Annotated in this window: 14 protein-coding genes; 5 read left to right on the plus strand and 9 right to left on the minus strand. The window is 72.8% G+C overall.

Features of this window, described 5'->3' with window-relative positions; all coding sequences use genetic code 11:
* Positions 1-132 precede the first annotated feature (132 nt).
* Complete coding sequence (locus ACZ5HG_RS14685; protein WP_464177582.1) at positions 133-264, plus strand: hypothetical protein; 132 nt, start codon at positions 133-135, stop codon at positions 262-264.
* A 482-nt stretch (positions 265-746) separates the two neighbouring features.
* Here the strand turns inward: ACZ5HG_RS14685 and ACZ5HG_RS14690 are convergent, their stop codons facing one another.
* From ACZ5HG_RS14690 to ACZ5HG_RS14710, 5 genes are all read right to left on the minus strand, one after another.
* Complete coding sequence (locus tag ACZ5HG_RS14690; RefSeq protein ID WP_464177584.1) at positions 747-1,700, minus strand: SDH family Clp fold serine proteinase; 954 nt, start codon at positions 1,698-1,700, stop codon at positions 747-749.
* 6 nt (positions 1,701-1,706) lie between these two features.
* Positions 1,707-1,865 carry a hypothetical protein gene (locus ACZ5HG_RS14695; RefSeq protein WP_464177587.1) on the minus strand — a complete coding sequence of 53 codons (159 nt, stop codon included), beginning with the start codon at positions 1,863-1,865 and terminating at the stop codon, positions 1,707-1,709.
* 121 nt (positions 1,866-1,986) lie between these two features.
* On the minus strand, positions 1,987-3,069 hold the full coding sequence (gene ychF, locus ACZ5HG_RS14700) for a redox-regulated ATPase YchF (protein WP_464177589.1): 1,083 nt from the start codon (positions 3,067-3,069) through the stop codon (positions 1,987-1,989).
* 37 nt (positions 3,070-3,106) lie between these two features.
* On the minus strand, positions 3,107-4,669 hold the full coding sequence (locus tag ACZ5HG_RS14705) for a hypothetical protein (RefSeq protein WP_464177592.1): 1,563 nt from the start codon (positions 4,667-4,669) through the stop codon (positions 3,107-3,109).
* Complete coding sequence (locus ACZ5HG_RS14710) at positions 4,645-5,439, minus strand: ABC transporter ATP-binding protein (RefSeq protein ID WP_464177594.1); 795 nt, start codon at positions 5,437-5,439, stop codon at positions 4,645-4,647. The genes ACZ5HG_RS14705 and ACZ5HG_RS14710 overlap by 25 nt, the downstream gene beginning before the upstream one ends.
* 63 nt (positions 5,440-5,502) lie before the next feature.
* Here ACZ5HG_RS14710 and ACZ5HG_RS14715 point away from each other — a divergent pair, with 63 nt between their 5' ends.
* On the plus strand, positions 5,503-6,786 hold the full coding sequence (locus ACZ5HG_RS14715) for a DNA recombination protein RmuC (RefSeq protein WP_464177597.1): 1,284 nt from the start codon (positions 5,503-5,505) through the stop codon (positions 6,784-6,786).
* Between the two features lie 105 nt (positions 6,787-6,891).
* Here ACZ5HG_RS14715 and ACZ5HG_RS14720 read toward each other — a convergent pair whose 3' ends face one another.
* On the minus strand, positions 6,892-7,914 hold the full coding sequence (locus ACZ5HG_RS14720; protein WP_464177599.1) for a 4-hydroxy-3-methylbut-2-enyl diphosphate reductase: 1,023 nt from the start codon (positions 7,912-7,914) through the stop codon (positions 6,892-6,894).
* Positions 7,915-7,965: 51 nt separating this feature from the next.
* Here ACZ5HG_RS14720 and xseA point away from each other — a divergent pair, with 51 nt between their 5' ends.
* From xseA to ACZ5HG_RS14735, 3 genes are all read left to right on the plus strand, one after another.
* Positions 7,966-9,342 carry an exodeoxyribonuclease VII large subunit gene (gene xseA / locus ACZ5HG_RS14725; protein WP_464177602.1) on the plus strand — a complete coding sequence of 459 codons (1,377 nt, stop codon included), beginning with the start codon at positions 7,966-7,968 and terminating at the stop codon, positions 9,340-9,342.
* Positions 9,343-9,600: an exodeoxyribonuclease VII small subunit gene (locus ACZ5HG_RS14730; protein WP_464177604.1), complete on the plus strand. Its 258-nt coding sequence runs from the start codon at positions 9,343-9,345 to the stop codon at positions 9,598-9,600.
* A 147-nt stretch (positions 9,601-9,747) separates the two neighbouring features.
* A complete protein-coding gene (locus ACZ5HG_RS14735; protein ID WP_464177606.1) occupies positions 9,748-10,683 on the plus strand; it encodes a carbohydrate kinase family protein in 936 nt (311 codons plus the stop codon).
* 149 nt (positions 10,684-10,832) lie between these two features.
* Here the strand turns inward: ACZ5HG_RS14735 and ACZ5HG_RS14740 are convergent, their stop codons facing one another.
* The 3 genes from ACZ5HG_RS14740 to ACZ5HG_RS14750 are packed head-to-tail and all read right to left on the minus strand — an operon-like array spanning position 10,833 to position 13,949.
* The gene (locus tag ACZ5HG_RS14740) at positions 10,833-12,086 is read right to left on the minus strand and encodes an ABC transporter ATP-binding protein (protein WP_464177608.1); all 1,254 of its coding nucleotides are present in this window, start codon (positions 12,084-12,086) and stop codon (positions 10,833-10,835) included.
* A 52-nt stretch (positions 12,087-12,138) separates the two neighbouring features.
* Entirely contained in the window at positions 12,139-12,996 is an 858-nt protein-coding gene (locus ACZ5HG_RS14745; RefSeq protein WP_464177610.1) for a carbohydrate ABC transporter permease, read from the minus strand.
* A complete protein-coding gene (locus tag ACZ5HG_RS14750) occupies positions 12,996-13,949 on the minus strand; it encodes a carbohydrate ABC transporter permease (protein WP_464182174.1) in 954 nt (317 codons plus the stop codon). The genes ACZ5HG_RS14745 and ACZ5HG_RS14750 overlap by 1 nt, the downstream gene beginning before the upstream one ends.

Below are 13,949 nucleotides of genomic sequence, written 5' to 3' on the forward strand. Positions count from 1 at the left end.
CCCGGATGGCGCGCCCGGACCGCCCCCGCCCAGTCGCGGGAACCGCAGGCGACCACGGGCGCGCCACGCGCCGCGACGGCCCCGGTTCGCGCGCCTGGCAGCGGAGTCCTCGCCGAACGCGGGCGGATGGACGTGAGCTGGTCCGATGGAGGAGACCTGTTCGAGACCAACACGGTCCGGTTCCGCACCGAGTCCCGGGTGGGGTTCAACATCCCCGAACCGTCCGCGTTCGTCGTCGCGCACGTCACCATCGCCGGCGGCTGACCGCCCTGTCGCTCGCACCTGCCGCGGCTCGCTCGCACTCAGCGCATCGAGCGCCGCCGCACCAGCCCGGGGGCGGCACGGGAGGCCTCACTCTCCTTCCACCGTGCCGCCCCGGCCCCGCATCACCTAGAAGGCGAGCCGCCCCCGATGCTCGATGACACGACCCGCACCACCCGGCCCGCGGACGCCGACGAACTCGCCACCCTGCTGTAGGTCCGCACCACCACGCAGCACCTCAGCCCGGCCGCACGGATGCTTGCCCGACTCCTGGACGACGAAGCCCGCGCCCTGCACGGCGTGCCGTTCCTCGCCTGCGACCACGTCCGGCGTGACACCGCCCTGGTCCGCCTCCTCGTGCGCGCCGAGCGCACCGGCATCCGCGCCACCCGCAACCCACACCCCGCCAGCGCGCGACCGACCACACCAGCCGGAAGGCCGGAATCACCCACCAGCACCCTCGCCGGGCCTTAGCCGCACCGGGACTACGCCTGCGGCTGGGCCCCGGTCCAACTCTTCATCCAGGTGCGCCCCTCGCTAGACCACAAGAGTTTCGTGACGGGACTCTGCTCGAACATGATCGTCATGAGGTGGTACGCCGTCAGCACCGCCTCTTGCAGAGCCTGGTCATCTTCCAGGTCCTCGACCTTGACCTTCTGGCCACGAGCCTCGTCGCGGTCAATACGGCGCCCATGGCTCTTGTGTGTCGTCGCGTCGTTGAAGTGATGGGCGACTGCCTGACCTGCCGCGGCCGGGTCGGCATCGTCGCTGAGCATCCACTGCGCTACCCACCGAGCCACCATCGACTCCGAGTAGTCGAGGTTGTTCTGCGCCTCTTGGAGAAGCGACGGCCCCAGGCTGGCAACGACAGGAGCCCAGACGTGAGCCGCGCGCTGATCGGCCAGCACTTCCCTCTTGGCTCGATTGAACTGTTCCACGACGGCGCGAGCGGACACGGCCCGGCCAGGCGGGATCGTCAACTGGGGATCGATCGGCCCGAGTTGACTCTGCCGACCCATGATTATCCGGTCCGAACTCAGCGCGATCATCGTCCCGGCCGACATGGCGAGCGCGGGAACGATGACCTCGACGTCTGAGAACTTGGAGCGAACGTACGCCACGAGCGACTCGGCCGCGTTGGTCATGCCGCCGGGGGTGTGAAGTAGGAGAGTCAGACCCCGTGAGCAGTCCATGCCGTAGATCACGCTCATGAGGCCGTTGAGGTCCTCGTAGGTGATCATCAAGCGGTCCTGGGGCACACCGCCCTTCTGCAGGAACGCCGAGCCGAACAGGATCACGTTGCGGTCTTGACCGCTCGCTCCAACGCGGAGCGCGCCGATCTTCTTGAGAGCGGCCGTGGTGCTGTCCTGGAGCCACTGACCGCGCGTGACCTCATCGTGCTGGAGTGCCTCCTCCAGCAGATCGTTCCAGGACGGCACGGCGGCTCACCCCTGGGTGATCGTGAGCGTCAGAGGCGCTGGCAAGGGCTCGTAGAACGAAACCTCGCCATCGAAGCGAGGAATTTCTGTGAGCCCGGCAAGTTCCAGGTACGTCTCGTACTGTGCCGACACCAACGAGAGCGAGTCTGCGGGTTCGAGGATCATCGTCGAAGCTTCTCTCGGGTCCATGGGTCGCATACTGCCCTATCGACGGTCGCCGCGGGCGATTTAGCCATCGTGGCGACCGTTCGAGGCATCCACCACCCCGACGGGGCGCGGGTGATGTTCAACTGTGGCGGAACTCCACCACGTCGCCGTCGGCCATCACGTACTCCTTGCCCTCGATCCGGGCCTTGCCCGCGGAGCGCGCCGCGGCGACGGAGCCGGACTCGACCAGGTCCTCGAAGGAGATGACCTCGGCCTTGATGAAGCCCTTCTGGAAGTCCGTGTGGATGACACCCGCGGCCTGCGGGGCGGTCCAGCCCTGGCGGATCGTCCAGGCGCGGGACTCCTTGGGGCCGGCGGTGAGGTAGGTCTGCAGGCCGAGGGTGTGGAAGCCGACGCGGGCGAGCTGGTCGAGGCCGGCCTCGTCCTGGCCGTTCTCGGCGAGCATCTCGCGGGCCTCGTCGGGCTCGAGCTCGACGAGCTCGGACTCGAACTTGGCGTCCAGGAAGATCGCGTCGGCGGGGGCGACCATCGCGCGCAGCTCGTCCTGCATGGCGATGTCGGCGAGGCCGGCGTCGTCGGTGTTGAAGACGTAGATGAACGGCTTGGCCGTCATGAGCTGGAAGGACGCGAGGTCGGCGAGGTCCAGGCCGGCGGCCTTGGCCCCGGCGAACAGGGTCTGGCCGGACTCGAGGATCGTCAGGGCGGTCTGCGCGGCAGCGAGCTGCGACGGGTCGCCCTTCTTGATCTTGACCTCCTTCTCCAGACGCGGCACGGCCTTCTCGAGGGTCTGGAGGTCGGCGAGGACGAGCTCGGTGTTGATGGTCTCGATGTCGTCGCGCGGGGAGACCTTGCCGTCGACGTGCACGACGTCGGGGTCGGCGAAGGCACGGGTGACCTGGCAGATCGCGTCGGCCTCGCGGATGTTGGCGAGGAACTTGTTGCCGAGGCCCTCGCCCTCGCTGGCGCCCTTGACGATGCCGGCGATGTCGACGAACGACACGGTGGCGGGCAGGATCCGCTCGCTGCCGAAGATCTCGGCGAGCTGCTCCAGGCGCGGGTCGGGCAGCGGCACGACCCCCACGTTGGGCTCGATCGTCGCGAACGGGTAGTTCGCCGCGAGGACCTGCGCGCGGGTGAGGGCGTTGAAGAGCGTGGACTTGCCGACGTTGGGCAGGCCGACGATGCCGATGGTGAGTGCCACGGGCGACCATCTTACGGGTCGGCTCGCGCCACGGGGCTCAGCCGAAGGCGCGCATCTGCTGCAACAGCTCGGGAGCACGCCGGTCGTAGACCCGCGCACCGATCCGCACCCCGGCGACCAGCAGCGCGGCACCGGCCCCGGGACCGAGCAGCACGGCCGCGAGCAGCGCTGCCGGGTGCCCGGTGATCACCGCGACGACGGCGGGCGCGACGATCGGGATGAGCAGCACCAGCAGCACCAGCACCCCGGCGACCTGCGACACGATCACCGAGAACGAGGTGCCCTGCGGGGTGGAGAACGGGCTCTCCCCCGGCTTGGTGGTGGGGAACGCGAACAGCGCGGAGTACACGCTGGCGGCGCCGACGGTGGTGGCGAGCACGCCGACGGACATGGCGGCCATCGGCAGCAGCCGGTCCCACAGGCCGGTGATCGCGAGCGAGATCACCAGCGTGGCCACCACGACGACACCGCCGACGACCAGACCGGCGACGGCGCGGCCCCACCGGTCCACCCGGCCGTCGATCGGCGCGGCGACGTGCGTCCAGAACGCGGTGCCGTCGTACGCGACGTCGGAGGACACCACCCAGCCCATGACGAAGGCGACCACGGGAGCGGCAGCGAGGAGGACCTGGTTCCCGCCGTCGAGGAACCACAGCAGGATGATCTGCAACGGCACCACGGCCACGGCGGCGGCGTAGCGCGAGTCGCGCACCCACGAGGTGAGGCAGCGGGCGGCCACCGCGCCGACGGGCGTGGCGGGCAGGCGGTCGAAGAACCCGAGGCCGGCGGATCGGGAGGAGTGCGCGCCGCCCTCCGGACGGACCAGCGCCCGGGCGAGCGCGCGGTCCCACACCCGGAGCCCGACCAGCAGGGTGAGCGCGGCGACGACGAGCTTGCCGAGGGCGGCGAGCCACGCTCCCTCCGACACGTCGGCGGCCATCGCCCATGGGGCGCCGAGCGGGCTCCAGCCGATCCAGACGGCGACGGTCGGCAGCAGGTCGGCCACCGCGGCGAGACCGGCGCCGGCGGCCAGCGCGATCGGGCCGATCAGCACCAGCGGCACCAGCATGAGCACGGCGGCGACCTCGCGGAACCGTCGCCCGGTGACCAGCGGCGCGAGCAGGGTGGTGATCGCCCGCGAGCCGACCATGCAGATCGCGACCGCGAGCGCCGCCCCCACCAGCGCGGTCACGACGGCGGCCGGCGAGCGCCACCACGCCGCAGCGCTGGCGGCCGAGATGACCACGGTGGACACCCCGGGCAGGCCGACGAGCCCGGCGACCCCGAGGGCGAGCAGCAGGCGCGGGCGGGCGATCGGGAACAGGCGGAAGCGCTCCGGGTCGAGGGTGCCGTCCACGCCGAACGCGACCAGCGGCACCAGCCACCACCCGGCGACCAGCACCGTGCCGGCCAGGGTGAGCACGGTGCGGGTGAGCTCGGCGTCGTCCTGGTGCCCGAGCATCAGCAGGCCGATCACCGCGAGCCCGATCAGCGTGACCGTGTACAGCACGCCGAGCAGGAAGCCGAGCAGCCGCCACCCGCTGCGCCGCAGCCCGTTGCCGAGCATCGCGAGCTTCAGTCGGACGAGGTGCGCAACCACGCGAGGGCCCCCTCCGTGCGACGGCCGCCGACGAGGTCCACGAACCGGTCCTCCAGGCTCTGCGACCCGCGCACCTCGTCCACGGTGCCCTGGGCGAGCACGTGCCCGCCGGCGATCACCGCGACGTGGTCGCACATGCGCTGCACCAGGTCCATCACGTGCGAGGAGACGACGACCGTGCCGCCCTCGTGCACGTAGGCGGTGAGGATGTCCCGGATGTTCGCGGCGGACACCGGGTCGACCGCCTCGAAGGGCTCGTCCAGCAGCAGGACGCGCGGGGCGTGGATCAGCGCGCAGGCCAGGGCGATCTTCTTGGTCATGCCCGCCGAGTAGTCCACGACCAGCGTGTCCGCGTCGGCGACCAGGTCGAAGGTCGCGAGCAGGTCGGCGGTCCGCTCGCGCACGGTGTCCCGGTCCAGCCCGCGCAGCAGCCCCGAGTAGGTGACGAGCTGGGCGCCGCTCAGCCGGTCGAACAGCCGCACGCCGTCGGGCAGCACGCCGATGCCGGCCTTCACGTGCAGCGGGTCCGCCCACAGGTCGTGCCCGCGCACCAGCACCCGCCCGAAGTCGGGGCGCAGCATGCCGGTGGCCATCGACAGGGTGGTGGTCTTGCCGGCGCCGTTCGGCCCGACCAGCCCGTAGAACGACCCGGTCGGCACGGTGAGGTCGATGCCGGCGACCGCGATCTTCTCGCCGAACCTCTTCCACAGTCCCTCGACGCGCAGCGCCGGCGGCTGGTCGGGGACGTCCGTGCTGGTGGGCGGGGCCATCGGCCCAGCATAGGAAGGTTCGGCGCCCGGGGCGTGTCGGTGGCGGGTGGCAGTCTCGGGCGCATGACGGATCTCGCGCTGGTGCTCGCCCTCGCCGGGACGCTGCTGGTCGGCGCCCTGATCGGCTGGCTGGCGGCCTCGGGACGTGGTGCCGCCCGGCTGCGCGCCGCCGAGGTGGACGCCGCGCGCTGGCGGGCCACCGCCGAGAACGCCGGGTCCGCCGACGCCGACCGGTTCCGCGCGCTGGCCTCCGACGCCCTGGCGCAGAGCTCGGAGCAGTTCCTCGCGCTGGCGCACCAGAGCCTGGCCGCCCGGCACCAGGAGCAGCACGGCGACCTGGCCCAGCGCGAGCAGGCGGTGCGATCGATGGTGGAGCCGCTGGCCCGCACGCTGGACGCCGTCCGCACGGAGCTGCGCGAGGCCGAGCAGGCCCGGGTGGCCGGCGGGAGCGCGCTGGGCGAGCAGGTGCGGGCGATGCGCGAGGAGGCGGCGCACCTGCGCGAGCAGACCACCCGCCTGGCGACGTCGCTGCGCGCCTCGCAGGTGCGCGGCCGCTGGGGCGAGGTGCAGCTGCGGCGGGTGGTGGAGGCCGCCGGGATGCTGCCGCACGTCGACTTCGTGGAGCAGGACCAGGTGCGCACCGACGACGGCCTGCTGCGCCCGGACATGGTGGTGCGGCTCGCCGGCGGCAAGAACGTCGTCGTGGACGCCAAGGTCGCGTTCCTCGGCTTCCTCGAGGCGAGCGAGGCCACCGATCCGGCGGTGCGCGAGCAGCGGCTCGCCGCGCACGCCCGGCACCTGCGCACGCACGTCGACCAGCTGGCTGCCAAGCGCTACTGGGACCAGTTCGCCCCCGCGCCGGAGTTCGTGGTGATGTTCGTGCCCGCGGAGGCGTTCCTGCACGCGGCGCTGGACGTGGACCCGGGGATCGTGGAGCGGGCCTTCGAGCAGAACGTCGTGATCGCGACCCCGATGACCCTGCTCGCGCTGCTGCGCACCGTGTCCTACGCCTGGCGGCAGGAGGCGCTGGCCGGGAACGCGCAGGCGGTGCTCGACCTCGGCAAGGAGCTGCACGGGCGGATCGCCACCCTCGGCGGCCACCTGTCCCGGCTCGGGCGCAGCCTCGACGGGGCGACCACGGCGTACAACCAGTCGATCGCCTCGCTGGAGTCCCGCGTGCTGGTGAGCGCGCGCCGGTTCGCCGACCTGCGGGTGGTGGACACCGACCTGCCGACGCCGCAGCAGGTGGACCGGCGGCTCACCGTCGTGTCGGCGCCGGAGCTGGTGGCGTCCGAGCAGGAGCGGTTCGTCGGCCTCGACGAGGTGGACGGAGCGACCGGGCGCTGACGCACGTCCCGGATCGCGCGCGAGCGCATCGAGAGTGCACGGATGCAGGCTTCGTGACGGATGAAGGCGGCGTTCGTGCAATCTCGACGTGCGACGTGCGACGCGTCAGGCCGAGGCTCCGCGGGCAGGCGCGCGGCGCGGGCGGGGGTCGTCGCCGCCGGCGGCGCGCAGGTCGGCCCGCAGCTCGCGGGGCAGCGAGAACATCAGGTCCTCGGTGGCGGTGCGCACCTCCTCGACGTCCGCGAAGCCGTGCGCGGCCAGCAGGTCCAGCACGTCGCGCACCAGGATCTCCGGCACCGACGCCCCCGAGGTCACCCCCACGGTGCGCGCGTCGGCCAGCCACGCCGGGTCGACCTGCGCGGCGGTGTCCACCCGGTAGGACGCACGGGCCCCCGCGTCCAGGGCCACCTCGACCAGCCGCACCGAGTTGGACGAGTTCGCCGATCCGACGGTGATCACCACGTCGCACTCCGGCGCGAGCTTCTTCACCGCGACCTGCCGGTTCTGCGTGGCGTAGCAGATGTCGTCGCTCGGCGGGTCCATCAGGTGCGGGAACCGCTCGCGCAGCCGCCGGACGGTCTCCATGGTCTCGTCCACCGAGAGGGTCGTCTGCGAGATCCACACCACCCGGCGCCCGTCGCGCACCACCACGTCGTCCACCGCGTCCGGCGACCCGACCACCTGCACGTGCTCCGGGGCCTCGCCCTGGGTGCCCTCGACCTCCTCGTGCCCGACGTGCCCGATCAGCAGCACGTCCAGGTCGTCGGCGGCGAAGCGCACGGCCTCCTTGTGCACCTTGGTGACCAGCGGGCAGGTGGCGTCGATCGTGCGGAGCGACCGGGCCTGCGCGGCGGCGCGCACCGCCGGGGAGACGCCGTGCGCGGAGAACACCACGCGGGCGCCCTCGGGCACCTCGTCGGTCTCCTCGACGAAGACCGCACCGCGCGCGGCCAGCGTCTCGACCACGTGCCGGTTGTGCACGATCTCCTTGCGCACGTACACCGGGGCGCCGTAGTGCTCCAGCGCCTGCTCGACCGCCACCACCGCCCGGTCGACGCCCGCGCAGTAGCCACGCGGGGCGGCGAGCAGCACCCGGCGGGCGGGCTGCTCGGCTGCGGCGGCGGTCACCGCGTCAGTGTAGGTCGCGGGGGTGTCCCCGGGCCGTGGCAGGGTGGGGGCGTGACGCAGCAGCCCACCGAGCGACCCGGCCCCGCCGCGGCCCCGTCCGGCGCCCGACGCCCCGACGACCCCGCCCCGCAGGCGGGTGACGGCGCCCCGCAGGCGCTACCCACCCGGGCGATCGAGACCACCGCCGAGCGGCCCTGGCCGGTCCGGCTGCTGTCGGCCAAGATCGCCGACTACGTCGCCAAGATGTCCCCGCTGTGGGTGGAGGGGCAGGTCGTCCAGCTCAACCGCCGCCCCGGGGCGGGCATCGCCTTCCTCACGCTGCGGGACACCGACACGGACATGTCGCTGCCGGTGTCGATGCCGGCCGGGGTGCTGGCGGGTGCCGCCACGCCGCTGGCCGAGGGCGCGCACGTGGTGGTGCACGCCCGGCCGACGTTCTGGACCAAGCGCGGGACGCTCCAGCTCAGCGCGGACGAGGTGCGCGCCGTCGGCGTGGGCGAGCTGCTGGCCCGGATCGAGCACCTCAAGCGGGTGCTGGCCGCCGAGGGGCTGTTCGACGCCGAGCGCAAGGTGCCGTTGCCGTTCCTGCCCCGGGTGGTCGGGCTGGTCTGCGGCCGGGAGTCCAAGGCCGAGCACGACGTGGTGGTGAACGCCCGGGCGCGCTGGCCGCAGGTGCAGTTCGAGATCCGCGAGGTCGCGGTGCAGGGCGTCGGCGCGGTGCCGCAGGTCAGCAAGGCCATCGCCGAGCTGGACGCCGACCCGCGCGTGGAGGTCGTGGTGGTCGCGCGCGGCGGCGGCTCGGTGGAGGACCTACTGCCGTTCAGCAACGAGGCGCTGGTGCGCGCGGCGGCGGCGTGCCGCACCCCGCTGGTCTCGGCGATCGGCCACGAGACCGACACCCCGCTGCTCGACCTGGTCGCCGACTACCGCGCGTCCACGCCGACCGACGCGGCGAAGCGGATCGTGCCGGACGTCGGCGAGGAGCGGGCACGCGTGACGCAGGCGCGCTCCCGCATGCGCGGGGCGGTGACCCAGCGGGTCTCCCGCGAGGAGGCCGGCCTGGCGTCGCTCCGCAGCCGCCCGGTGCTGGCGCGACCGCTGACGATGGTCGAGGGCCGCGAGGCCGAGGTGCACCGGCTGCGCGACGTGGCCCGCCGCACGATCGACCACGCGCTGACCGCCGCCGCCGGGTCCACCCGCGCACTGGCCGCGCAGGTGCGGGCGCTGTCCCCCGCCGCCACCCTGGACCGCGGGTACGCCGTGGTGCAGACCACCGACGGCGCCGTGGTCCGCCAGGCGACCGCCGTGAAGGCCGGGGAGTCGCTGAAGATCCGGGTGGCGGAGGGATCGCTGCTCGCCTCGGCGCTGGCGGCGGTCCCGGAGACGAAGCGGCCGGCGCGGACCGCGACCCCCGGAGAGGTTGGTTAGATGGACCCCGTGAGCAGCAGCCCCAGCACCGACGACGTCGCCGACCTGTCCTACGAGCAGGCGCGGGACGAGCTGGTCTCCGTGGTGTCCCGGCTGGAGGCCGGCGGCGCGACCCTCGAGGAGTCGTTGACGCTCTGGGAGCGGGGCGAGGCGCTCGCCGCCCGCTGCCAGGAGTGGCTGGACGGCGCTCGGGTGCGCCTGGACGCGGCGCGCGAGGCCGACGGGGACGGGACCGATCGTCAGGGCGACGCCGGCTGACGTCGCCCGCCCCGCGTCGATCCCGCCCGATCGCGGCGACGACCGACCACCCCTGATCGACCCCGCACCGATCCCCCGATCCCCGCACCCGGTGACCGCCCGGCGACGACGCCGGCCCCACGCGTCACCCCGGACCCAGGAGTCCCCATGAGCACCCAGCCCCAGCCCCGTGCCCTCGTCGTCGGCGAGGCGCTGGTCGACGCCGTCCGCCGCCCCGACGGCGAGACCGCCGAGCACCCGGGCGGCAGCCCCGCCAACGTCGCGATCGGCCTGGGCCGGCTCGGCCGCCGCGTCGACCTGCTGACCTGGCTCGGCGACGACGCCCACGGCGACCTGGTCCGCGCGCACCTGACCGGCTCCGACGTGCACGTGCTGACCGGCGACCGCGCCCCCGAGCGCACCGCCGTCGCCACCGCCCACCTGGACGCCGAGGGCGTCGCCACCTACGACTTCGACCTCACCTGGGACATCCCGGCGACGTTCGCCGAGGACGCGGGCGACCCGCTGGTCGTGCACACCGGGTCGATCGCGGCGGTGCTGGAGCCGGGCGGCCCGGCGGTGGCCCGGCTGGTCGAGGAGCGCCGCGCGGTCGCCACGATCACCTACGACCCCAATCTGCGCCCGGCGCTGATGGGCTCCCCCGCGGTGGCCGGACCGGTGGTCGAGCACCTGGTCGGGCTGTCGGACGTGGTGAAGGTCTCCGACGAGGACCTGGCCTGGCTGAACCCCGGGGTCGCGCCGGTGCAGGTCGCCCGCGACTGGGTGGCCCGCGGGGCGGCGCTGGTCGTGGTGACCCTCGGCGGCGAGGGCGCGCTGGCGGTGACTGCGGGCGGCGCGGAGCTGACCGTGCAGGCGCCGCGCGTGACGGTGGCGGACACCGTGGGCGCCGGCGACTCGTTCATGTCCGGGCTGATCGACGGGCTGTGGACCGCCGGGCTGCTCGGTGCGGACGCCCGCGCGCGGCTGCACGCGATCGACGCGGCGACGGTGGAGCACGTGCTGGCCCGCTGCGTGCGGATCGCGGCGATCACCGTCTCCCGCCCCGGCGCGAACCCGCCCACGTCCGCCGAGCTGGGCGAGTAGCTGCCCCACGAGGTCGGTGGTTCCTGCGTGATCATCAGGCGCAGAACCACCGACCTCGTGCGCAACCACCGACCTCGTCGGGTGCGGGTGCGGGTGCGGGTGGGGTGCGGGTGCGGGTGGGGTGCGGGTGGGGTGCGGGTGAGCGGGGGTCAGGCGGAGGCGTGCTCCCGCTGGGCGCGCTCGAGGGCGGACCGTCGGTCCTCCTCGCTCTCGGCGTCGATCCGGGCCGCCTCGTCGGCGTCGTGCGTGAGGTTCTCGCCGGACTCGGGGTCGAACACGAGCAGCCGGGCAGGGTCGAACCACAGCTCGGCGTGGCTGCCGTCCCGGACCCGGCTCTCCGAGCCGAGCGCGACGACCACCTGCGTGCGCATGCCCTCGCCGTCGAGGTCGCGATCCAGCTCGGCGAGCTTGTCGGCGACGTCCGGGTGGGTGTCGAAGGGGATGTAGGCGTAGAGCTCGGCGCCGAGCCACTCGACCACGTCCACGTCCGCCTCGAAGACCACGCCCGTGCCGCGCTTGCTGTCGTCCAGCACCTTCGCGTCCTCGACGTGCTCGGGGCGCAGGCCGACGATCACCAGGTCGCGCCCCTCCAGCCGCGGGCGCAGCCCCTCCGGCACCGGCACCTCGGCGAAGGGCAGCCGCAGGGTGTCGCCCTGCACCTCGCCGGGCACGAAGTTCATCGGCGGTGACCCGATGAACCCGGCGACGAACAGGTTGACCGGCTGCTCGTAGAGCGCGCGGGGGCTGGCGACCTGCTGCAGCTCGCCCTTGCGCAGCACGGCCACGCGGTCGCCGAGGGTCATCGCCTCGGTCTGGTCGTGGGTGACGTAGACGGTGGTGGTGCCGAGGCGGCGCTGCATCCGGGCGATCTCGGTGCGCATCTGCCCGCGCAGCTTGGCGTCCAGGTTGGACAGCGGCTCGTCGAACAGGAACGCCTGCGCGTCGCGCACGATCGCCCGCCCCATCGCGACGCGCTGCCGCTGGCCGCCGGACAGGTTCGCCGGCTTGCGGTCCAGGTGGTCGCGCAGCTCGAGGGTGTCGGCGGCGAACTCGACCTGCTCGCGGATCTGCTCCTCGGTGAACTGGCCCTTGCGCAGCCGCAGCGGGAACGCGATGTTCTCGAACACCGTCAGGTGCGGGTAGAGGGCGTAGTTCTGGAACACCATCGCGAGGTGCCGGTCGCGCGGGGCCTTGTCGTTGACCACCTCGTCGCCGATCTTCAGCTCGCCGGAGGTGATGTCCTCCAGGCCGACGATCATCCGCAGCAGCGTGGACTTCCCGCAGCCGGACGGGCCGACCAGGATGACGAACTCGCCGTCGGCGATGTCCAGGCTCACCCCGTTCACCGCGGGGTACCCGTCCCCGTACTCCTTGACGATGTCGGTGAGGGTGATCGATGCCATGGGGTCCTCCTGGGTCGGGCGAGCGGGCGGTGCGCGGCGGGGCGGCGGGCGGTCAGCCCTTCACGGCGCCCTGGGTCAGGCCGGAGACGATCTGGCGCTGGAACAGCAGCACCAGCACGACGACCGGGATCGTGACGACCACGGCGGCGGCGGAGATCGCACCGGTCGGGTCCTCGAACTGGGACGCCCCGGAGAAGAACGCCAGGGCGGCGGGCACCGGGCGCGCGACCTCGGTGGAGGTCAGCGAGATGCCGTAGACGAAGTCGTTCCAGGCGATGAAGAACGCGATCAGGGCGGTGGTGAACACCCCGGGGGCGGCCAGCGGCACGATCGCCTTGCGGAACGCCTGCCAGGTGGTGGCCCCGTCGACCTGCGCCGCCTGCTCCAGCTCCCAGGGGATCTGCCGGAAGAACGCGGTCAGGGTCCAGATCGAGATCGGCAGCGTGAGCGACAGGTACGGGATCACCAGGCCGGGCCAGGTGTCGTAGAGGCCGATGCTGCGCCAGAGGTTGAACAGCGGGGTCACGATCGAGATCACCGGGAAGATCGACACCGCGAGCGCCGTGGTCAGCACCAGCTTGCGTCCGGGGAAGTCCAGCCGGGCGATCGCGTAGGCGGCCAGCGTGGACAGCACCACGGCGACGGCGGTGGCGATCAGCGAGATGCCGATCGAGTTGCGCAGCGAGGACAGGAACAGCTCCTGCGCGGAGCCGTCCGGCCCGAGGATCTGCTCGTAGTTGCTGAGGGTCCAGGTGCTGGGCAGGAAGCTGCCGGAGGTCAGGTCGCTGGGCAGCTTGAACGAGGTGGCGAGGATCGAGGCCACCGGGAACAGCGCGTACACCAGGACCGCCACGGTGATCGCGGCCCAGGCGAGCTTCTGCCGGCCGGTCAGGGCCGTCGTGGCGCCCATCAGCGCTCCCCCCTCGCGCCGGCCAGGTCGACCTTGAAGATCTTGATGGCGATGACGCAGATGATGATCACGCAGACGAACAGCAGCACCGAGATCGCCGAGCCGAGGCCGATCTCGAGGCGACCGATCGAGGTGCGGTAGGCCAGCAGCGACAGCACGGTGGTGCCGTTGGCGCCGTTGGTCATGACGAAGACGTTGTCGAAGATCCGGAAGGCGTCCAGCGCCCGGAACAGCACCGCGACCATGATCGCGGCCTTCATGTTCGGCATCACGACCCGGCGCAGCCGCTGCCACCAGGTGGCGCCGTCGACGGCGGCGGCCTCCTCCAGGTCGCCGGGCACCTGCGCGAGGCCGGCGAGCAGCAGCAGCGAGATGAACGGCGTGGTCTTCCACACCTCGGAGGCGATGATCACGAACAGGCTGGTGCCGGTCTGCGCGAACCAGTTGAGGTCGGGGCCGATGCCCGGCACCCAGTCGAACCAGGTGTTGACGAAGCCGGAGTCGATGCTGAACGCGTACAGCCAGGCGAAGGCGGAGACGACGGTGATGATCCCGTAGGGCACCAGGATCGCGGTGCGCAGCAGCCCGCGCAGCCGGGTGATCGCCCGGTGCATGATCAGCGCGAGCCCGAATCCGAGCACGAGCTCGACCAGCACCGTGACGAGCATGATCCCGGTGGTGACCAGCAGCGATCCCCAGAACGTGCCGTCGGTGAGGATCACCGCGTAGTTGCCGAGCCCGACGAACGCCCGGTCGTCCGGCGCGGTCAGGCGGTAGCGGAACAGGGACTCGTAGATCGCCTGCGCGATCGGGTACGCGGTGACGGCGAGCATCACCACGAAGGCGGGGCCGGCGAGCAGCCAGCCGAGCCGGGCCTCGGCCCGTGCCCGGTCGCTCCGGCGACGCTTGCCCGCCGGGGTGGCGGACCGACGGCCCGTACCGCTGCGGGTCAC

It is taken from the genome of Cellulomonas sp. GTC20042 (assembly GCF_055389595.1).

Bases quoted from the DNA above. Each gene is read 5' to 3' on its own strand.
- ACZ5HG_RS14740 (WP_464177608.1), bottom strand. From the start codon at position 12,086: ATGGCATCGATCACCCTCACCGACATCGTCAAGGAGTACGGGGACGGG.
- ACZ5HG_RS14715 (WP_464177597.1), top strand. From the start codon at position 5,503: ATGACGGATCTCGCGCTGGTGCTCGCCCTCGCCGGGACGCTGCTGGTC.
- ACZ5HG_RS14745 (WP_464177610.1), bottom strand. From the start codon at position 12,996: ATGGGCGCCACGACGGCCCTGACCGGCCGGCAGAAGCTCGCCTGGGCC.
- ACZ5HG_RS14735 (WP_464177606.1), top strand. From the start codon at position 9,748: ATGAGCACCCAGCCCCAGCCCCGTGCCCTCGTCGTCGGCGAGGCGCTG.
- ACZ5HG_RS14730 (WP_464177604.1), top strand. From the start codon at position 9,343: ATGGACCCCGTGAGCAGCAGCCCCAGCACCGACGACGTCGCCGACCTG.
- ACZ5HG_RS14695 (WP_464177587.1), bottom strand. From the start codon at position 1,865: ATGATCCTCGAACCCGCAGACTCGCTCTCGTTGGTGTCGGCACAGTAC.
- ACZ5HG_RS14710 (WP_464177594.1), bottom strand. From the start codon at position 5,439: ATGGCCCCGCCCACCAGCACGGACGTCCCCGACCAGCCGCCGGCGCTG.